Genomic DNA, 19,377 nt, shown 5'->3' on the forward strand with positions numbered 1-19,377 from the left:
CAGATTCTTGTTCTTGTCATAAAAGGCCCGGAGCATCCAAGCACGCTGGCCTTCCAACGCCAACCCTACGGAAGTCCAATAACATCGCGGCGTGTTTTGCGCCTGTCTGTTAGGATTTCGGCGCCTTTACCGAAAACCTGAACCTTTCTGAACTTTTCACATAATTTTCATGGGCTTGTGTTGATCTTACGAGCGCCGATTTCTCGGCTACGCTCGACGCAGCAAATGCTTTGACCAATTAAAAAGAGGCATGCCACGAGCATCGCCTCATGGGGGAATCGATGGATCTTTGGACCGCCGCACAGGCATTGATACTCGGGATTGTCGAAGGCCTGACCGAGTTTTTACCCATCAGCAGCACCGGGCACCAGATCATTGTGGCCGACTTGCTCGACTTTGGCGGCGAGCGGGCGATGGCCTTCAACATCATTATCCAGTTGGGGGCGATCCTTGCGGTTGTCTGGGAATTTCGCCGCAAGATCCTCGATGTGGTGATCGGCCTGCCGACCCAGCCCAAGGCCCAGCGCTTCACGATCAACCTGTTGATCGCCTTCCTGCCGGCGGTGGTGCTGGGGGTGATTTTCGCCGACCTGATCCATGCCTACCTGTTCAACCCCGTTACCGTGGCCACGGCCCTGGTGGTCGGCGGCCTCATCATGCTGTGGGCCGAGCGCCGGCAGCACCAGGTGCATGCCGAGACAGTGGACGACATCACCTGGAAGGACGCGCTCAAGGTCGGCTGCGCCCAGTGCCTGGCGATGATCCCGGGCACCTCGCGCTCGGGATCCACCATCATCGGCGGCCTGCTGTTCGGCCTGTCGCGCAAGACCGCCACCGAGTTTTCGTTCTTCCTGGCCATGCCCACCATGGTCGGCGCCGCGGTGTATTCCGGCTACAAGTACCGCCATCTGTTCCAGCCCGATGACTTCCCGGTGTTCGCCATCGGTTTCGTCACCGCCTTTGTCTTCGCCATGATCGCGGTCAAGGGCCTGCTGAAGTTCATCGCCAGCCACAGCTACGCGGCCTTCGCCTGGTATCGCATTGCCTTCGGCCTGTTGATCCTGGCGACCTGGCAGTTCGGCTGGGTCGACTGGACGGCGGCCAAGCCATGAGTACGGCCCGGCGCCCGGCGCCTTCGGCCAGTGCTGCGCGGCTCCAGCATCCCCGGGCCAAGCTGCTGGCGTTCGTACTGCTGTGCGGGTTGCCGCTGTTCGGTTCGCTGTCGCTGTGGTGGAAGGGGATTTCGCTCATTCCCCTGATCGCCTATGGCGCGGTCAGCCTGCTGGCCTTCCTGGTCTACTGGCACGACAAGCGCCGGGCCCAGGCCGAGGGCCGGCGCACCCCGGAGAACGTCCTGCATGCCCTGGAACTGGCCGGTGGCTGGCCCGGGGCCTTGCTGGCCCAGCAGCTGTTGCGCCACAAGACCCGCAAGGTCTCCTACCAGTTGGTGTTCTGGCTGATCGTGGCCTTGCACCAGGTGTTCTGGATCGACCGGCTGTTCCTGGAAAGCAGCCTGCTGAGCCTGTTCTAGAGCAGCAAACCCACCTGAACCCGCTTGGGCAGCTTGCTCACCACCAACTGGTGAGAGCGCTGCAGCAGCGCCTCGAGCTCCGAGGCGCCCAGGGGGTAGGGGGTGTTCATGATGATCCAGTGCGCCCGGGCCAGGTAGGGCGCCGGGGCAATGCCCGGGCGGTCGACATGGCCGAGAAACAGCTCCTGATCGACCTTGAAGGCCAGCGAGTCGCCCCGCAGGTGCTGCACGGCGAACATCTTGTTGCCGGCAATCGAGAACACCCGCACACCGCCCCACTTGTAGTCTTCCCGCGCACCCGGCAGGCCCAGGCAGAATTGCGCCACTTGCTCTTCATTCAAGGTTCGGGCTTTCACAGCAGTCGTTCTCCGCAGCGTTCGAAGGATTCACTCAGGTGCTCGATCCAGGCGCGCACGGCCGGCATCACACCCCGGCGGTGAGGATACACGGCCTGCAGCCAGCCGCCGGGCAATGACCATTGCGGCAGCATCTGCACCAACTGGCCGCTGGCCAGTTCCTCCTCGCAATACAGCATGGGCAGCACAGTGCAGCCCTGGCCAGCGAGGGCACAGGCACGGCGCACGATGAAGTCGTCGATGCCCAGGCGTGCTTCCAGGGCCAGGTCGCAGGCCTGGCCTTGCTGGTCGAGCAGGCGCAGGTGCACCAGGCGGTCGGCCTCCAGGGCGCCGAGAATCGGCACGCGCCGCAGGTCTTCCGGGTGCTCCACCGGGTACTGCCGGAGGAAGTCTGGGGTCGCCACGATCGCCGTCTGGGCCCGGCGCAGGCGCCGGGTCACCAGCAGCGGGTCTTCGTCGCCCAGCTCGCGCACCCGCAGGGCGACGTCCACACCCTCGTTGATCAGGTCGACACGGCGGTTGAGCAGGAGCATTTCCAGCTGCACCTGGGGGTACTTCTCCAGAAAGCTGCTGACCAGCGGTGTCAGCAGTTCGTGGGCCAGGCCCACCGGGCTCGACACCCGCAGGCGCCCGCGGGGTTCGCTGGCCATGCTGGCCACGGCTTCGTCGGCCATCTCCGCTTCCAGCAGCATGGCCTGGCAGTGGCGCAGGTAACGCTCGCCCACGGCAGTCAGGCTCAGTTGCCGGGTGGTGCGTTGCAGCAGCCGGGCGTTGAGGCGTTCTTCAAGCTCGGCGATACGCCGTGACAGCCGCGATTTGGGAATGCCCAGCAGGCGTCCGGCGGCGGCGAAGCCACCGGCTTCCACCACCTTGGCGAAGTAATAGAGGTCGTTGAGGTCTTGCATGATGGTTTTTCGCTCGATTGTCCTGCTGGTGGGACGAACTATCGCATTTATACCGGCTAATCAGCTATTGGTTTCATCTGTAGGATTGCCCACATCCGATCGCCCAGTGGCGGTCCTCACTTGGAGATCCCAGATGAAACTCTTGCATATCGATTCCAGCATTCTTGGTGACAACTCGGCCTCCCGTCAGCTCAGCCACAGTGTGGTCGAGGCCTGGAAAGCCGCTCATCCGGCCACCGTGGTGACCTACCGCGACTTGGCCAATGACGCCATCAGCCACTTCTCCGCCGCCACCCTGGTGGCTGCCGGTACCGCCGCGGAGCTGCGTGACGCCGCGCAGAAGCATGAGGCCCAGCTCAGCGCTCAGGCCCTGGCCGAATTCAAGGCTGCCGATACCGTGGTAGTCGCCGCGCCGATGTACAACTTCACCATCCCCACCCAACTAAAGGCCTGGATCGACCGCATCGCCGTGGCTGGCGAGACCTTTCGCTACACCGAAGCCGGCCCGCAAGGCCTGTGCGGCGGCAAGAAAGTGATTGTGGTGTCCACTTCCGGCGGCCTGCACGTGGGCCAGGCCACTGGGGTGGCTCACGAGGACTACCTGAAAGTGCTGTTCGGCTTCTTCGGCATCACCGATGTCGAATTCGTTCGCGCCCATGGCCTGGCCTACGGCGAGGAAGTACGCAGCAAAGCCATGAGCGACGCCCAGGCGCAGATCAGCCAGCAACTCTTCGCTGCCGCGTAAGGCTTGTGTAAAGAGCCTTTGCTGCACGGCAAGGGCCACTAAACTCTGTATTCTGCTCACCGCATGAAGTGGGCAGGGTGCGGAGTTTTTTTATTGTGGTGTTCAGGGTTTCTGGCCCGGGTTATGCAACACACGGAGCAATGCTCCCGGCTTGTGCATCCCTGGCTACGGCGTGGTACAGCTGCAAGGCCTTGGCGGCAAGGGATGGCAGGGGAGAACGGCTTTCTCGATCCGGCGGCAAAGGTGGGCGTGCGATGAAACGTCTTTGTGCAATGTTACTGATCTGCCTGCTCAGCAGCCTGCTTTCGGTGCAGGCCGCCCCTGGGCCGCATCCGCACTGGAGCGTGGGCTTTCACGAGATGAGTTTTCTCGACCCCCTGGACCGGCAACCGATGCGCGCCATCGCCTTCTACCCATCCACCGGTATCGAGCACGGGAGCCAGCTTGAGGGCTATCAGATCGCGGCCTCGCGGGATGCCAAGATCGCCATCGGCCGCTTCCCGATGCTGATGCTGTCCCACGGTAACACCGGCACCCCTCTGGCCCTGCATGACCTGGCCACCTCTCTGGCACGCAAGGGTTTTGTCGTGGTGGCGGTGATTCACCCTGGCGACAACTCCAAAGACCACAGCCGTCTGGGTACCCTGAGCAATCTGTACGGGCGGCCGATCCAGATTTCCGAAGCCATCACCGCAACCCTCGGCGACCCGATGCTGTCGCCCTTCGTCAATGCCGACCAGGTGGGGGTGATCGGCTATTCCGCCGGTGGCGAGACTGCGTTGATTCTCTCCGGCGCCACGCCGGACCTGGACCGCTTGCGGCGCTACTGCCAGGAGCGCCCCAATGACCGGGATGCCTGCAACACCCAGGGCGAACTGATCGTCGACCGCGACGACCTGCAACCGGTGGCCGACCCTCGGGTGCATGCCTTGATGCTGCTGGCCCCCCTGAGCCTCAAGTTCGGTCGCCAGACCCTGGCCGGGGTGCATGTGCCGGTGCTGCTCTACAGTGGTGATGGCGACCAGTTGGTGGCGCTGGACAAGAACGCCGCGGCGCTGGCGCGCAAACTGCCGGTGGCCCCGGACTTCAAGCTGCTGGCCGGCGCCGGGCATTTCGTGTTCATGGCGCCTTGCTCCGCGCAGCAGATGGCTGCGATGCCGGCGCTGTGCACCGATGCCGACGGCGTCGACCGTGAAGACATCCACCGCAACCTGATTCTCGAAGCCGGCAATTTCTTCGCCCATACCCTGGGCCGGCCAAGCCGGGCCGGGATGCAGACCGCCGATCAATGACTCAGGCGCCGGCCCGGCGCTTGAGCATCAGGGTCAGGCCCAGGCCGGTCAGCGAGAGCAGGGCGGCGCAGAAGAAAATCCACGAATACCCCAGGTTCAACGCCACCGCGCCCATCAACGGCCCGGCGATGGCCAGTGCCAGGTCGAAAAACACCGCATAGGCGCTCAAGCCTGCGCCACGGCTGCTGTTGGGCACTTGCTTGATGGCCTCCACTCCCAGGGCCGGGTACACCAGCGACAGGCCGAAGCCGGTCAACCCGGCCCCCACCAGGGCCCAGCCGGTGGAGGGCGCCAGCCACAGCAGGGCCAGGCCCAGGGTTTCGACGCACATGCAGGCGATGGCCGAACGAAAGCCGCCGAAACGGCTGATGCAGGAGATGAACAGCAGCCGCGAAAAGATAAAGCACACGCCGAACACCGTCAGGCAATAGGCCGCGCCGGTCCAGCCGCGGCTGAGGTAGAACAAGGTGATGAAGGTGGTCAGGGTGCCGTAGCCGATTGAGGCCAGGCTCAGGCTGGCGCCAAAGGGTGCAATGCGCCCGAACACGGCCCAGAACGGCAGGCGCTCGCCGCGAATCACCGGCACCGAAGGCTTGTTGCGGATCAGCAGCAGCGCCAGGATCGCCAGGCTCGACAAGGCGATGCCGAGGCTGGCGAAACCGTATTGCTGGACCATGAGCACCCCCAACGGTGCACCAATGGCAATCGCGCCGTAGGAGGCAATGCCGTTCCAGGAAATAGACCGCGCCGTGTGTTCCGCACCGACCTGGCCCATGCACCAGCTGATGGTGCCGACCCCGATCAGGCCCTGGGCCACCCCCAACAGCAGGCGCCCGCCCAGCAGCACGGCAAGGCTCAGCAGCGGCCACTGGACGAGCAGCACCGAAACCAGGGTCAGCACCCCGCTGAGCAAAATCCCCAGCAGGCCATAGATGATCGAACGCTTGGTGCCCACGGTGTCCGACATACGCCCGGCCATGGGCCGGCTGAGCAGGGTGGCCAGGTATTGCGCGCCAATGGTCAGCCCGGCGACCACCGCGCTGAAGCCCAGCTGTTCGTGGACATAACCCGGCAACACCGCGATCGGCAGGCCGATGCAAAGGAAGGCGATAAAGGTATAGAAGACGATGGAGACGATCTGCAGGGTGATCGCCATGGAGCTTTGAGCGGGCGTTTGTGGCTCGGGCATGAAGGCTCGTTCGCGGGCGGCGGTTAGAGGCCTGCATCATCGCGTGCCGTGAATGTAAAAGAAAGCAGGCTAACTATCTATTCCCCGCACCCGGTAGGCGCTGGCAGGAGCGGTGCAAGTCTTGCGGGTCTCTCCGCCGGCAAGCCGGCTCCTACAGAGGCCTGTGGGTTCGTGCCGGAACTGGCTTGCCAGCGAAGGCGCCCGCTGGGCGATGCAAGGCTGGCGGGCCTTTTCGTCGGCAAGCCGGCACCTGCGAGCGGGGGAGATACAAAAAAGCCCCGTCACACTGGACGGGGCTTTTTTGTTGTCGCTTACTGCTTGCCGCTGTCTTTAGAACATCACGCCCTGGCTGCGCAGGTAGTCGTCGTAGGTGCCGCTGAAGTCGGTCACGCCGCTTGGGCTCAACTCGATGATGCGGGTGGCCAGGGACGATACGAACTCACGGTCGTGGCTGACGAAGATCAGGGTGCCCGGGTAGTTTTCCAGGGCCAGGTTCAGCGCCTCGATGGATTCCATGTCCAAGTGGTTGGTCGGTTCGTCCATCACCAGCACGTTGGGCTTTTGCAGGATCAGCTTGCCGAACAGCATGCGGCCTTGCTCACCACCGGAAATCACCTTCACCGACTTGAGGATCTCGTCGTTGGAGAACAGCATCCGGCCCAGGGTGCCGCGGATCATCTGTTCGCCCTGGGTCCACTGGCCCATCCAGTCGAACAGGCTGACGTCGTCTTCGAAGTCATGGGCGTGGTCCTGGGCGTAGTAGCCCAGCTCCGCGCTTTCGGTCCACTTCACTGTGCCGGCGTCCGGGGTCAGCTCGCCCACCAGGGTGCGCAGCAGAGTGGTCTTGCCGATGCCGTTGGGGCCGATGATCGCTACGCGCTCGCCGGCCTCGACGGTGAAGCTGAAGTTCTGGAACAGGGTCTTGCCGTCGAAACCCTTGGACATGCGCTCCAGGGTCACCGCCTGGCGGTGCAGTTTCTTGGTCTGTTCGAAGCGGATGAACGGGCTGACGCGGCTAGACGGCTTGACTTCGGCCAGCTGGATCTTGTCGATCTGCTTGGCCCGGGACGTGGCCTGCTTGGCTTTCGAGGCGTTGGCCGAGAAGCGGCTGACGAAGGTCTGCAGTTCGGCGATCTGGGCTTTCTTCTTGGCGTTGTCCGACAGCAGCTGCTCGCGGGACTGGGTCGCGGCGATCATGTATTCGTCGTAGTTGCCCGGGAACAGGCGCAGCTCGCCGTAGTCCAGGTCGGCCATGTGGGTGCAGACACTGTTGAGGAAGTGCCGGTCGTGGGAAATGATGATCATGGTGCTGTTACGCGCCGTGAGGATGTTTTCCAGCCAGCGGATGGTGTTGATGTCCAGGTGGTTGGTCGGTTCGTCCAGCAGCAGCACTTCCGGATCGGAGAACAGCGCCTGCGCCAGCAGAACTCGCAGTTTCCAGCCTGGCGCGACTTCGGTCATCGGGCCGAAATGCTGTTCCAGGGGAATGCCCAGGCCCAGCAGCAGCTCACCGGCGCGAGACTCGGCGGTGTAGCCGTCCATCTCGGCGAATTCGGTTTCCAGCTCGGCCACGGCCATGCCGTCTTCTTCGGTCATTTCCGGCAGCGAGTAGATGCGATCGCGCTCGGCCTTGACCTTCCACAGCTCCTCGTGGCCCATGATCACGGTGTCGATCACGGTGAATTCTTCGTAGGCGAACTGGTCCTGGCGCAGCTTGCCCAGGCGTACGTTCGGTTCCAGCATGACCTGGCCGCCGGACGGCTCGAGGTCGCCACCGAGGATTTTCATGAAGGTCGACTTGCCGCAACCGTTGGCGCCGATCAGGCCGTAGCGGTTGCCGCCGTTGAACTTGACCGAAACGTTCTCGAACAGCGGCTTGGCGCCGAACTGCATGGTGATGTTAGCTGTGGAGATCAATTACTTACCTACCAATGTTTTAGCGCCGACCTTAAATCCACAGGGCGCGATCTGGAGCCTTCCAGGTCGGACCGGTATGGGTGTGGAACTGAGCCAGCGGGCGTACGTCGAGCGCAACATTCCGGCCGAAAGGCCAGGTTGCTGAGCGAAGAGTGCGGGGTGCATGTTGAAATTTGCGCGCATTGTCGCATATGTAAACGAGCAGTTGTATGACACAGGGGCAGGGATTTTAGCGCGGGCAGACGATGCTCAACCCCTGCCGGGCATGGTAGCCGCTTCCAGCAGGTCGTTCAGGAAGTGCTGCAATTGCGCCGCTGCCGCGGCCGGCGCGGCCTGGAGCAGGCAGTGGGGCGCCTTGATCTCCACCAGCCGGGCGTCGCTGCGCAGTTGCCGGACCAGGGCCGACGCCGATGGGGGCACCAAGCGATCCTGGTGGGCCCGCAGGTACAGCAGCGGCACTCGGGTGGTAGCCAGGGCCTGGCGTACATCCACGGCGATCACCGCCTGCAACCGGGCCTGCAGTACCTGCGGCGCCACTTGGGCGATCGCCGCCGCCAGTGCCTGACGCAGTGCCGGGGTGGAAAAGCCGCCCAGCAGCAGGGCATCCATGGGCCAGAACGGCAGGCGCTGCACCGGCAGCACCTTGAGCAGGGGCTGCAAAGGCGCAAGGCGCGGGCGCGGATTGCGTACAAAGCTGCTGCACAGCACCAGGCCCATCAGCCCTTCGGGATTGCGGGCGGCCACGCTCACCGCCACCGGGCCGGAAAAGGACTCGCCCAACAGGATGAATCGCCGGTTCGTCGGCAATTGCGCCATCACCCGCTCCACCAGGGCCGGGTAGCCCAGGGGCTGATCGCCGGGATAATGCAAGACCTGTACCGGCCAATGCTGGTCCAAGGCCTGGAGCAGCGGTTCGAACAGGGTGCCGGTGCCATCCATGCCCGGCAGCAGCACCAGGGTTGGCGGGAGATTGGGGTCGATCAAGTCGGGAATCCTTGCCGAAGAGGAGAGGGCAGCGGCGCGCAGGATACCTCGGCAAGGCCCGGCAACACAGTCCCTTGCGGGTCGCTACCGGCACCGAGCGGCTTTTGTTGAGCTGAATCAACAGCCGGCGCAATACCCGCATCTTTCAACGAAAGGAGCGCAGCTTTTAACAAATATGAGTTAACCATTGGTTACAAACTGTGGCTAAAATGCCAGCCGACGGCCAGATGCCGAGGGTCGAACCTGCGACGAAGAGTGTCGCCGGTTACGCTTTTTTCAACTCAGACGCTGCAATTTGCCTTTGGCCTTCCGGGCTTTCAGAGGCGCAGCATGTTCTCTTCTGACGTGTGACGATTTCCGTGAAACTCATCATTGCCGCTGTATACGTTTTATCCATTGCGTACGTACACCTGCGGGGGCGCGTGCGCCATAAACTGGGCCGCCAGCTCAGCGATCACTCGACCTTCCTGGCGCCCATCAACTGCTTCCTGTATCTGTTCTCCAAGTACCCCAACCGGCCGTACCTGGACCCGGCCGACTTCCCGGAGATGAACAAGCTGCAGGAACACTGGGAAGAGATCCGTGCCGAAGGCCAGAGCCTGCTGCAGGCCGGCGAGATCAAGCGCTCGGACCAGTACAACGATGTGGGTTTCAACTCCTTCTTCAAGACCGGCTGGAAACGCTTCTACCTGAAGTGGTACGGCGACAGTCACCCTTCGGCGATGAAGCTGTGCCCACGCACCACCGAGCTGGTGCAGAGTATCGGTTCGATCAAGGCTGCGATGTTCGCCGAGCTGCCGCCTGGTTCGCGCCTGGTTCGTCACCGCGACCCTTATGCCGGTTCCTATCGCTACCACCTGGGTCTTTCCACGCCGAACAACGAAGGCTGCTTCATCGAGGTCGACGGTGAGCGTTATCACTGGCGCGACGGCGAAGCGGTGATGTTCGACGAGACCTACATTCACTACGCGGAAAACACCACCGAGCAGAACCGCATCATTCTGTTCTGCGATGTCGAGCGGCCGATGAAGTACCGCTGGGCCGCTGCGTTCAATGGCTGGTTCAGCCGTACCGTGATGTCCGCCGCCGGCGCGCCCAACGATGCCGGTGACAAGACGGGTGGCCTGAACCGTGCCTTCAACAAGCTGTACAAGATCCGCCTGCGGGGCAAAGAACTGAAAAAGCGCAACCGCACGCGCTACTACCTGGAAAAGTGGGCGATCTTCGCTGCACTGCTGTTGCTGTTCATCTATATCTGACGTTGCACCCCCGCGGTGTAGGAGCGGGCTTGCCGGCGAACGCATCCTTGAGCCAGAGGCATGGCCAAAGGGCCCGTTCGCAGGCCAGCCAGCGCTTGCAGATGAAGGCACCGTGGATACCGGGTGTTACATGTTCTGAAGGATTATTTAGTTAACAAAGCCGAACCCTGGGCGTAGCGTGGAATCGAATTCGATACCTTGTCGCTCCTCAGGAGGCTTTTCATGAACGGTCTGGCTCGCGGGTTTGCCGCACTCATCGCGCTGGTCTGGACCAGCGGCGCCGCCTGGGCTGGCGCCCCTGAAGCACCTCCCCCCCATCAACACCCCCTGCAATTGGCGCAGAACCTGCCCAGCAGCGGCAACAACGACCCCTACAGCAACCCCATCCGTCGCGCCAACCCCAACAGCATGCAGGGCACCCAGCCCAGCAGCCCGCCCGTGCGCGGCCCCAGCACCGCTCCGACCGGTCGCCCGCCAACCCTTGAGAACGGTGGCATCGGCAATGGCTACCCGCGTGGCGGGGTGCAGCGACCCAACCCTGATCCCCGGGTGCAAAGCCCCCGCGACAGCGATCCCGGCAACCGGCGCTGAAGCACTGTCCTGCCACCCTGGCGGCAGGTGCGAAACCTGCTACCGAGGATTTTCTCGATCGACAAAAGGAAGCGAGCATGTTGCGTAAAACCCTTATCGCCACCTTGTGCTCCAGCGTCTTGCTGGGCAGTGCCGTGCCCGCCATGGCCGCCACACCCCAGGCTTTTTCCAGTGAGCAGGGCACGCTGAACCTGACTCCGGTGGCCGCCGGCCTTGACCATCCCTGGGCCCTGGCATTCCTGCCGGACCGCCAGGGCATTCTGGTGACCGAGCGCCCGGGCAACCTGCGGCTGGTCGGCGCGGACGGCAAGCTCTCGGCGCCCCTGAGCGGGGTGCCCAAGGTCTGGGCCAAGGGCCAGGGCGGCTTGCTGGATGTGGCGCTGTCGCCGGACTTCAAGCAGGACCGCATGGTGTATCTGTCCTATGCCGAAGGTGGCGGCGAGGGCGGGACTGCCGGCACCGCCGTGGGCCGTGGCCGTTTGAGCGATGACCTGAGCGGGCTCAAGGATTTCCAGGTGATCTTCCGGCAGGAACCCAAGCTGTCCACGGGCAATCACTTCGGTTCGCGGCTGGTGTTCGACCGCGACGGCTACCTGTTCGTGACCCTGGGAGAAAACAACGACCGGCCCACCGCCCAGGACCTGGACAAGCTCCAGGGCAAGATCGTGCGCCTGTACCCGGATGGTCGGGTGCCGGATGACAACCCTTTCGTCGGCCAGGCCGGGGTGCGCCCGGAGATCTGGAGCTACGGCCACCGCAACCCCCAGGGGGCGGCGCTCAACCCCTGGAGCGGCACCCTCTGGGAGAACGAACACGGGCCCAAGGGTGGCGACGAGATCAATATCATCGAGCGCGGCAAGAACTACGGCTGGCCTCTGGCGACCCACGGCATCAACTATTCCGGCCAGCCGATCCCCGAGGCCGTGGGCCAGACCGCGCCCGGCACCGTGGCGCCGCACCATGTGTGGGAGAAGTCCCCCGGCATCAGCGGCATGGCCTTCTATGACAGCGACCGCTTCAAGCCCTGGCAGCACAACGTGTTCATTGGCGCCCTGGCCAGCCAGGAGCTGATCCGGCTGCAGTTCAACGGTGATCGGGTCGAGCACGAGGAACGCCTGCTGGGCGGGCTCAAGGCGCGTATTCGTGATGTGCGCCAGGGCCCGGACGGCTACCTCTACATCCTCACCGACGAGGACCAGGGCACGCTGTACAAAGTCGGCCTGCAATAGCCCCGGGCTCCCTTGCAGGCGCCCACAGGGGCCGCGCAAGGCTGCGGGCCTCTTCGCCGGCAAGCTGGCTCCTACGGGGGGCGGCTGCGAGGCGTATCTGGCTGCTGTAGGAGCTGGCTTGCCAGCGAAGGCGCTGGCAGGGGCCGCGCAAGGCTGCGGGCCTCTTCACCGGCAAGCCGGCTCCTACGGGTGGGCGCGCGCGGGGAAGAGGATCACCGCGGCGCGCAGTTTGCTGCTGCCGAAACTGCACATCTTGGCGAACTCGCCGTGACTCACCGGCAGGTGCTGGCAGTCCAGGGGCTGGCGGTGCTGGCTGTGGTCGACATCCGGGTCGTGGAGGTAGACGAAGTCCTGGTCGCAGTCGGTGACTATCACCCAGTGCGGCGCCTTGGAGCGGGTCAGGCGATAGCTGCTGATCAGCACCAGGGGCTGGCCGCCTTCACGCAACAGGCCGGGCAGGTCCAGCGGCCCGCCGAGCACCTGCTGCACTTCGCTGGCATCCAGTTCCTTGCAGAACTCATCGTGGACCAGGCGCATGACGTCCTTTTTATGTTCGTCGCGCACGCCGTTGAGAAACAGCGGCCCGCTGCTGTTGACCTGCAAGCGCACGGCAAAACCGCGGCGCCAGGCCGCCAGGGCCAGGCCCTGGGGGCTGCAGCCACCATGGCCCGAGGTCATGAAGACGGTGGTGGCTTCACGCCAGATCTGCAGTTCCTCCCGACGCTCCAGGGGCCGTGAAGGTTGCAGGGCGCCCATGGCCATCAGCAGGCAGGCGGGGCCGCAGGTGAAGTCGGTGGTCTGCTGGTAATAGGGCACGCGGATGCTACGGGTCTCGCGGTGCTGGAGGATGCGCTTTTCCAGGCGCAGGGCGTCGGCGTGGTCCTGGTAATAGTCGGGGACCAGGGCGAAACGCCGGTAGCCGTTGCGCTCGTACAAGGCGATGGCCGCAGGGTTGTCGGTGCGTACCTCCAGGCGCAGGTAGGCGCAGTCATGGGCCAGGGCACAGGCCTCCATGCGTTGCAGCAGGCGCTTGCCCAGCCCCAGGCCCCGGGCGCTTTCGGCGATGGCCAGGGAATACAGGCGCGCCAGGGAGGTGCCGCGATGAAACAGCACCAGGGCATACCCCAGCACCTGCGCCTGCTGTTCGGCCACCAGCAGCTGCCCATGGGCGCGGCTGATCATCCACTGGAAGCTGCGCGGGGTCAGCCGGTCGCTGGTGAAACATTGCTCTTCCAGCGCCACCAGCGCCGGCAAGTCCTCGAGGGTTGCAGTGCGAAAGACAAGATCCATATGACCGCCGTAAAAGTTGCGTAATGAAACGAGACTTCAAAAAAAGTTCGTGCTTAATAGAAAGGGTCAGGTTCTTCAGCGAGAGCGAACTTTATGTCAGCGGTACAAGGTCATTGGCGAGAAGTATCCGGGCAAAGTTTGCCGGCGACAATCACTTCCTCAACTAATATTGCACGGCTGGACAAAACCTCAAGCCAGGTAATCATTATTGTCGAACGCAAGGAAGACTGGGCCTCGTACTTTCCCAGCGACGACATCCTCACGGCCCAGGAGTACCTCGAACACAGCCGCGAAAGCGCGCCCGGCAAGCGCGTCCAGGTGATCAACCTGTGCCGCAGCTACAAGTACCTGGGGCATGGCTACTATTGCTCGCTATTGGCTGAAGCCCGCGGCCACCGGGTGATTCCCTCGGTGCGCACCATCAGCGAACTGACCCGCAAGGCGCTTTACGGGTTGGCCCTGGACGATCTCGACAAGAGCCTGGAAAAGGCCCTGAGCAATCATCTTTACCGCGATACCGAAGGCTTTACGCTGACCCTCTACTTCGGTCGAACTCATATAGAGCCCTTGCAGGAATTGGCTCGGCAATTGTTTGAACTCTTCCCTTGTCCGATCCTGTTAGTTGATTTCAAGCGAACTAACAGTTGGCACATCGAAGGCGTCAAGTCGGGGGCGCTGCATAAGTTGCGCGAAGATCAGGAAGATCAGTTCGCCAACTCCCTGGACAGTTTCAGCCGCAAGGTCTGGCGGGTTCCGCGCTCCCGGCAAGTGGCCCGTTATGACTTGGCCATTCTCCATGATCCCCAGGAACTGCTGCCGCCTTCCAACCCTCGGGCGCTGGAGAGTTTCATTCGCGTGGGCAAGGGCCTGGGCATCGATGTGGAACTGATCGAGAAGAAGGACTATTCGCGGCTGGCCGAATATGACGCGCTGCTGATCCGCGAGACCACCAGCGTCGACAACCACACCTACCGTTTTGCCAAGAAGGCCGAGAGCGAAGGGCTGGTGGTGATGGACGACCCGGCGTCGATCCTGCGCTGCACCAACAAGGTCTACCTCAGCGACCTGCTCAAGGGCCATCAACTGGGCATGCCCGCCACCGAGATTCTCTACAAGGAGCGACCGCAGGATTTCGAACGGGTCGGCGAGCGCCTGGGTTTTCCCCTGGTGCTGAAGATCCCCGACGGCTGTTTTTCCCGCGGAGTGATCAAGGTCGAGAGCCAGCAGGCCTTGATGGAAGCCACCGCCGAGCTGTTCGAGCACTCGGTACTGCTGCTGGCCCAGGAGTTCTTCTACACCGAGTACGACTGGCGCATCGGCGTGCTCAACCGCAAACCGATCTTTGCCTGCCAGTACTTCATGTCCAAGGGCCATTGGCAGATCTACAACCACAAGGCCAAGGGCCAGGACATCAACGGCGAGTGCCGCACCCTGGCGATCCACGAAGCGCCCCGGGCGGTGGTGGATCTGGCGGTGAAGACCGCCAACCTGATCGGCGACGGCCTGTATGGCGTCGATCTCAAGCAGTCCGGCGACAAGGTGGTGGTGATCGAGGTCAACGACAACCCCAACCTCGACGCCGGCATCGAGGATGCCTACCTGCAGGACGATCTCTATGCCCTGGTGCTGGAGGAGTTTGTCCGCCGCCTGGAGCTCAAGCGGCGCGGCCAGGCCTGGTAGGGGCCTTCATTGCGGTTGCAGGGTCAGCACCTCGAAGCCGTCCCGGGTCACCGCCACCGTGTGTTCCCACTGGGCCGAGAGGCCGTTGTCGCGGGTGACCACGGTCCAGCCATCCTTGAGCCCGCGGACCCGGGCGCTGCCCTGGTTGAGCATCGGCTCGATGGTGAAGACCATGCCCTCGCGCAGCTCCAGGCCGGTACCGGGACGACCGAAGTGGAGGATTTGCGGCTCTTCGTGCATCTGCCGGCCGATGCCATGGCCGCAGTATTCACGGACCACGCTGTAGCCCTTGGCTTCGGCATGGGCCTGGATGGCATGGCCGATATCGCCCAGCCGGGCGCCGGGGCGCACCACCTTGATCGCCGCCCACATGGCCTCGAACGTGGTGTCCACCAGGCGCCGGGCCTTGGGCCCGACAGTGCCGATCAGGTACATCTTGCTGGAGTCGGCGATGTAGCCGTTCTTCTCCAGGGTGATGTCGATATTGATGATGTCACCGTCCTTGAGCACGGCCTTGGGGTGGGGCATGCCGTGGCACACCACCTCGTTGATCGAGGTGTTGATGCAGTAGGGGTAGTTGTACTGGCCCTTGCTGGCCGGGCGCGCCTTGAGTTCATGGCGGATCAGGTGTTCCACCGCGGCGTCCAGCTCCAGGGTGGACAGGCCGGGGGCGACAAAACCGTCGAGATAGGTGAACACCTGGGCCAGCAGCCGCCCGGCTTCGCGCATCAGCGCCAGTTGTTCCGGGGTCTTGATCAGGGCCTGGGTCATGCGCGCCCCCTGAGCAGGTCGGGTTTGTTCAGCAACAGCTTGTTGATCAGGTCGTTGTAGGCCAGGTGAGGGTTGAGTTCGGCCAGCAGGCCGATCTTCATCCAGAACTCGGCCTGGGCATTGATCGAGCGGTCCATGGCGGCGCTGGCCACGCGGATCTGCTCGTGCAGTTCATCGGAGATCTTGACGATGCCCATGGGGGGCCTCCCTTGAGGAAATATACGAATCATATATGTTTCGTATATTTGGCTTCAAGCCACGGTGCCCAATGACAGACGTCGCCGTTCAAGGAGGCCGGGAAAAAAGCGTTGACCGGACCCTGCTGGCGCGAGTAATTTCCAGCCATGACTTTCCCTGCATATCGTTTCCAGCCAAGCATTATTACCGCCATTCCTTATTGGCGGGCTTGCTGACGACTGCACCCAACCCGCCCTGGAGGCGGGTTTTTTCTCTCTGTCTCCCGGGCTTCGTACACAGCCAGGAGATCCACCATGAGTCGCCCCAGCCGTTCTGCCACCCCCCAGCCCAGTGCCGACATGGCGTTGCTGGAGCGCTACGTGAAGATGATTCTTGCGGCGCCGGTCTACGACCTGGCGATCCGTACGCCGTTGCAGGCGGCGCCGGCGCTGTCCGAGCGGCTGGGCAATCAGATCCTGCTCAAGCGCGAAGACCTGCAACCGACCTTTTCCTTCAAGATCCGTGGCGCCTACAACCGCCTGGCGCACCTCACCCCGGAGCAGAAGCTGCGCGGAGTGGTCACCGCGTCCGCCGGCAATCATGCCCAGGGCGTGGCGCTGGCGGCGCGGGAACTGGGGATCAAGGCAAGCATCGTGATGCCCGCCAGCACCCCGGAACTCAAGGTGCTGGGGGTGCGCAGCCGCGGCGCCGAGGCGATCCTGCATGGCCAGAGCTTTCCCTTCGCCCTGGAGCATGCCCTGGATCTGGCCCAACGCACCGGCAGTACCTTTGTTTCACCCTTTGATGATCCCCATGTGATTGCCGGGCAAGGCACCGTGGCCATGGAGATCCTGCGCCAGCAGCAGGGCGAACTGGACGCGATCTTCGTTCCGGTCGGCGGTGGCGGGCTGATCGCCGGGATCGCCGCCTATGTCAAATACCTACGGCCACAGATCCGCATCGTTGGTGTCGAGTCCGAACATTCCAACTGTCTGCAACAGGCCCTCGCGGCAGGGCAGCGGGTGGTGCTGCCTGAAGTGGGAACCTTTGCCGACGGTGTCGCGGTGGCACAGATCGGTGAGCATGGTTTCCAGATCTGCCGGCATCACGTGGATCAAGTGATCAGCGTCAGCAATGACCAGCTGTGTGCGGCGATCAAGGACATCTACGACGATACCCGCTCCATCACCGAACCCTCGGGCGCCCTGGCGGTGGCGGGCATCAAGGAATACGTGGCGCAAAGCGGCGTCCGCGGCCAGACCCTGGTGGCGATCGACTCGGGGGCCAACATCAACTTTGACAGCTTGCGCCACGTCGCCGAACGCGCCGCCCTGAGCAACGCCGCCTTGTAGGAACAGACCTGCCAGCGAAGGCGCCCTGTGCGGCGATGCAAACCTTTCGGGCCTCTTCACCGGCAAGCCGGCTCCTACGACAGCAGAGGGCGCATGAAGCTGCGTTCGTAGCTGAGGATGAAGCGCTTTTGCACCACCGCCGCTACCAGGGCCACGCTTTCCGGGTCACTGAGGGCGCTCTGGCGGTAGGCTTCGTAGTCCGCCAGGGAAGGAAAGCTGAACAGGCAGTAGGCGATGTTGCTGGCACCTTCGGAGGGCAGGAAATAGCCGTGGTGGGTGCCGCCCAGCCGCCTCACCACCGCGATCCAGGCCTTGGAGTAGGCTTCGAACTCGGCCAGTTGGTAGGGGTCGATCACGTATTTGACATGGCAGGTAATCAAGGGCGGCACTCCGGCTGGGGGGATGGCTTATTCCTGGCGGGCGTTTTCTGTCTTGTCCGCGGCGCTCCACAGGCGGTAGCGCACTTCCACGTCCTTGGGCGCGTAGATCACGATCGGCAGCTTGCTGTTGTAGCGCAAGACGAAGCCGTCACCGGTCACCGGGACGAAATCCTCGCGGGTCTTGCCGTCGGGGCAGGCCATCCGCGTACTTATCGGGCCGCTGACCTGGTCCAGGCGGTAGTAGGGATAACCCCAGCCTTCGAGGTTCTTCTCTAGCAGTTTGCCGCCCAGGCGCTGCAGGTTGCAGTCCACGGTGAGGGTCTTGCCGGCGAGGATCTCGACCTTGTAGCGGTCTTCGTGCTGTTGCTTGGGCAGGTGGATGACCTGGCGGGTGAAGCCGTCTTCGGCCTTGGGGTAGGGTGCGGTGTCTTCGAGCTTGGCGGCAAAGGCCTGGGCGCAGAGAGCCGAAAGCAGGGTGACGCTGGCAAGGGGGAGCAGACGCATGAAGCCTCCTGGCTGATTGAAAGCGCGATACACCCGTTTGAGTGGGCGCCTTGGGGAAAGTCCGGCCCGGGCATTCTGACCGGCGCCCGAGGCGCAATGCAAACGTCCTGGGTAGCAGGGCATTTTGCAAGGCCCACCGCCGGCTTTCTTGCACTTTGCACGGCTGCTCGTACGCCGCGTGCCGATTTCGCAGGGTCCTGTGGCGCTGCCGGCCAGGCACGTTTCCTGCTGCTTTATCAATCAGGCCCGCGATTGAGCAAAACCTTGAAACAAGACCAGTTGCACGCAAATGGAGGGATAGGCCGGCGGCCGGTATGGGCTGGCAGCCAACCAAGCGAAAAACCCCGGTGCTCAGAGCGAAATCGAATTTAGCAGCCTCGGGAAAGCGGCTTAGTCTGTAGCTTGGCTCCGTCTGCAAGGATCAAGACCGGGCCCGGATCACTACCGAACACGGACGTCATTGTTGTCAGGTTGTTTGCCTATTGATTGGCCGTCTCGAACAAAGGAGAGAGTCGCCATGTTTCTATCTGCCCTTGAACTGCGAAATATCATTGAAAGCAGCTTTCTGCCCAAACGCTGCCAATGCACCCTAAGCCCCGACCTGTCGATGACCGTGAAGGTCTTCGGCGACCATCAAACCGACCGGGTCGACCTGGTGGTTACCGGCATCGACGCCTCGCAGCTCAACGGCTGTCGGGAAATCAACGAGCTGATTGCCGAATTGCGCTACGACCTGGCGCACAACCCTCGCCAGGTTGCCCCTCTGCGGCGTGCATTCTAGGCGCCTTCGGGAGTAGGGAATTCAACAGCGGGGCCGCCAGGCCGCCGCGAAACCCGGCTTGCCGATCGGCACCGGGCGTGATGAGGGGCCGCAGCGCGGCCCCGTGTGAGCGTGTTGCACAGCCTCAATTATCGGTGGTGCACGCATCCGACATCTTTCTGTAGGTGATTTCCTCGGGCTTGCCCTGGTTGTCGATGAACTTCATGTCGGCGGTGATCACTTTGCACTCCTGGGTCGCAGGTTCGGTCATCGAGATCACTTTGCCCACATGCAGCGGCATTCCATAGTGGTAGGGCACGGCGGTGGTGCTGTCTGCCTGGGCCAGGCCACTGAGGGCACTCAACAGCAGGGCGGTGGCAGTCAAACCGATACGCAGGTTCATGGCAATTCTCCGATGCAGGCTACGTCAGTTCCGCGCCAATCAGGCGTTAGAACTTGCCGCGC

At 63.1% G+C, this 19,377-nt stretch carries 21 protein-coding genes; 10 read left to right on the forward strand and 11 right to left on the reverse strand.

Going from position 1 to position 19,377, the window contains the following annotated elements; translation table 11 throughout:
* The first annotated feature begins 281 nt into the window (after positions 1-281).
* On the forward strand, positions 282-1,112 hold the full coding sequence (locus ABCR88_RS15530) for an undecaprenyl-diphosphate phosphatase (RefSeq protein ID WP_232642057.1): 831 nt from the start codon (positions 282-284) through the stop codon (positions 1,110-1,112).
* Positions 1,109-1,531, forward strand: a complete 423-nt coding sequence (locus ABCR88_RS15535; RefSeq protein ID WP_065364105.1) for a DUF1294 domain-containing protein — start codon at positions 1,109-1,111, stop codon at positions 1,529-1,531. Before ABCR88_RS15530 ends, ABCR88_RS15535 begins: the two co-directional genes overlap by 4 nt.
* Here ABCR88_RS15535 and ABCR88_RS15540 read toward each other — a convergent pair.
* Together ABCR88_RS15540 and ABCR88_RS15545 are read right to left on the reverse strand one after the other, a co-directional pair.
* On the reverse strand, positions 1,528-1,872 hold the full coding sequence (locus ABCR88_RS15540) for an MmcQ/YjbR family DNA-binding protein (protein WP_169891849.1): 345 nt from the start codon (positions 1,870-1,872) through the stop codon (positions 1,528-1,530). The two genes, ABCR88_RS15535 and ABCR88_RS15540, sit on opposite strands and share 4 nt — an antisense overlap.
* Positions 1,873-1,883: 11 nt before the next feature.
* A complete protein-coding gene (locus ABCR88_RS15545) occupies positions 1,884-2,792 on the reverse strand; it encodes a LysR substrate-binding domain-containing protein (RefSeq protein WP_011061398.1) in 909 nt (302 codons plus the stop codon).
* 133 nt (positions 2,793-2,925) lie between these two features.
* Between ABCR88_RS15545 and ABCR88_RS15550 the strand changes: the two genes are divergently transcribed.
* Both ABCR88_RS15550 and ABCR88_RS15555 read left to right on the forward strand, forming a co-directional pair.
* Positions 2,926-3,537, forward strand: a complete 612-nt coding sequence (locus ABCR88_RS15550; protein ID WP_011061397.1) for an FMN-dependent NADH-azoreductase — start codon at positions 2,926-2,928, stop codon at positions 3,535-3,537.
* A gap of 254 nt (positions 3,538-3,791) precedes the next feature.
* A complete protein-coding gene (locus ABCR88_RS15555; RefSeq protein ID WP_011061396.1) occupies positions 3,792-4,829 on the forward strand; it encodes a dienelactone hydrolase in 1,038 nt (345 codons plus the stop codon).
* Position 4,830: 1 nt separating this feature from the next.
* On the opposite strand, the gene ABCR88_RS15560 is transcribed toward ABCR88_RS15555, so the two are convergent.
* The 3 genes from ABCR88_RS15560 to ABCR88_RS15570 form a co-directional block, all read right to left on the reverse strand.
* Positions 4,831-6,018, reverse strand: a complete 1,188-nt coding sequence (locus tag ABCR88_RS15560; RefSeq protein ID WP_123473421.1) for an MFS transporter — start codon at positions 6,016-6,018, stop codon at positions 4,831-4,833.
* Between the two features lie 330 nt (positions 6,019-6,348).
* Positions 6,349-7,935 (reverse strand): ABC-F family ATPase, encoded by a 1,587-nt coding sequence (locus tag ABCR88_RS15565; RefSeq protein ID WP_011061394.1) that lies wholly within the window; start codon positions 7,933-7,935, stop codon positions 6,349-6,351.
* Positions 7,936-8,184: 249 nt separating this feature from the next.
* The gene (locus ABCR88_RS15570; protein ID WP_350404833.1) at positions 8,185-8,919 is read right to left on the reverse strand and encodes an alpha/beta hydrolase; all 735 of its coding nucleotides are present in this window, start codon (positions 8,917-8,919) and stop codon (positions 8,185-8,187) included.
* A 359-nt stretch (positions 8,920-9,278) separates the two neighbouring features.
* Between ABCR88_RS15570 and lpxO the strand changes: the two genes are divergently transcribed.
* From lpxO to ABCR88_RS15585, 3 genes are all read left to right on the forward strand, one after another.
* Positions 9,279-10,178: a lipid A hydroxylase LpxO gene (lpxO, locus tag ABCR88_RS15575; RefSeq protein WP_011061392.1), complete on the forward strand. Its 900-nt coding sequence runs from the start codon at positions 9,279-9,281 to the stop codon at positions 10,176-10,178.
* A 222-nt stretch (positions 10,179-10,400) separates the two neighbouring features.
* The gene (locus ABCR88_RS15580) at positions 10,401-10,769 is read left to right on the forward strand and encodes a hypothetical protein (protein WP_065364103.1); all 369 of its coding nucleotides are present in this window, start codon (positions 10,401-10,403) and stop codon (positions 10,767-10,769) included.
* Positions 10,770-10,846: 77 nt separating this feature from the next.
* Positions 10,847-11,998 carry a PQQ-dependent sugar dehydrogenase gene (locus ABCR88_RS15585; protein ID WP_350404835.1) on the forward strand — a complete coding sequence of 384 codons (1,152 nt, stop codon included), beginning with the start codon at positions 10,847-10,849 and terminating at the stop codon, positions 11,996-11,998.
* A gap of 183 nt (positions 11,999-12,181) precedes the next feature.
* Here the strand turns inward: ABCR88_RS15585 and ABCR88_RS15590 are convergent, their stop codons facing one another.
* The gene (locus ABCR88_RS15590) at positions 12,182-13,288 is read right to left on the reverse strand and encodes a GNAT family N-acetyltransferase/peptidase C39 family protein (protein WP_015635683.1); all 1,107 of its coding nucleotides are present in this window, start codon (positions 13,286-13,288) and stop codon (positions 12,182-12,184) included.
* 93 nt (positions 13,289-13,381) lie between these two features.
* Here ABCR88_RS15590 and ABCR88_RS15595 point away from each other — a divergent pair, with 93 nt between their 5' ends.
* Positions 13,382-14,968 (forward strand): RimK family alpha-L-glutamate ligase, encoded by a 1,587-nt coding sequence (locus tag ABCR88_RS15595; RefSeq protein WP_015635682.1) that lies wholly within the window; start codon positions 13,382-13,384, stop codon positions 14,966-14,968.
* Positions 14,969-14,974: 6 nt separating this feature from the next.
* On the opposite strand, the gene map is transcribed toward ABCR88_RS15595, so the two are convergent.
* Positions 14,975-15,739, reverse strand: coding sequence for a type I methionyl aminopeptidase (map, locus tag ABCR88_RS15600; protein ID WP_011061387.1), 765 nt, complete (start codon positions 15,737-15,739; stop codon positions 14,975-14,977).
* Positions 15,736-15,936: a ParD-like family protein gene (locus ABCR88_RS15605; RefSeq protein WP_011061386.1), complete on the reverse strand. Its 201-nt coding sequence runs from the start codon at positions 15,934-15,936 to the stop codon at positions 15,736-15,738. The genes map and ABCR88_RS15605 overlap by 4 nt, the downstream gene beginning before the upstream one ends.
* A 294-nt stretch (positions 15,937-16,230) precedes the next feature.
* Between ABCR88_RS15605 and ilvA the strand changes: the two genes are divergently transcribed.
* Entirely contained in the window at positions 16,231-17,268 is a 1,038-nt protein-coding gene (gene ilvA / locus ABCR88_RS15610) for a threonine ammonia-lyase, biosynthetic (protein WP_015635681.1), read from the forward strand.
* Positions 17,269-17,342: 74 nt separating this feature from the next.
* Here ilvA and ABCR88_RS15615 read toward each other — a convergent pair whose 3' ends face one another.
* Both ABCR88_RS15615 and eco read right to left on the reverse strand, forming a co-directional pair.
* Positions 17,343-17,648, reverse strand: coding sequence for an NIPSNAP family protein (locus tag ABCR88_RS15615; protein ID WP_011061384.1), 306 nt, complete (start codon positions 17,646-17,648; stop codon positions 17,343-17,345).
* A 27-nt stretch (positions 17,649-17,675) separates the two neighbouring features.
* Positions 17,676-18,152 carry a serine protease inhibitor ecotin gene (eco, locus tag ABCR88_RS15620; RefSeq protein WP_015635680.1) on the reverse strand — a complete coding sequence of 159 codons (477 nt, stop codon included), beginning with the start codon at positions 18,150-18,152 and terminating at the stop codon, positions 17,676-17,678.
* Between the two features lie 517 nt (positions 18,153-18,669).
* Here eco and ABCR88_RS15625 point away from each other — a divergent pair.
* Positions 18,670-18,933, forward strand: a complete 264-nt coding sequence (locus tag ABCR88_RS15625) for a DUF1652 domain-containing protein (RefSeq protein WP_011061382.1) — start codon at positions 18,670-18,672, stop codon at positions 18,931-18,933.
* Between the two features lie 124 nt (positions 18,934-19,057).
* Here ABCR88_RS15625 and ABCR88_RS15630 read toward each other — a convergent pair whose 3' ends face one another.
* Complete coding sequence (locus tag ABCR88_RS15630) at positions 19,058-19,315, reverse strand: DUF2790 domain-containing protein (RefSeq protein WP_011061381.1); 258 nt, start codon at positions 19,313-19,315, stop codon at positions 19,058-19,060.
* Positions 19,316-19,377: the final 62 nt, after the last annotated feature.

The sequence above is a fragment of the Pseudomonas sp. W17 genome (genome assembly GCF_040268305.1).
Taxonomy (GTDB): Bacteria; Pseudomonadota; Gammaproteobacteria; order Pseudomonadales; family Pseudomonadaceae; genus Aquipseudomonas; species Aquipseudomonas protegens.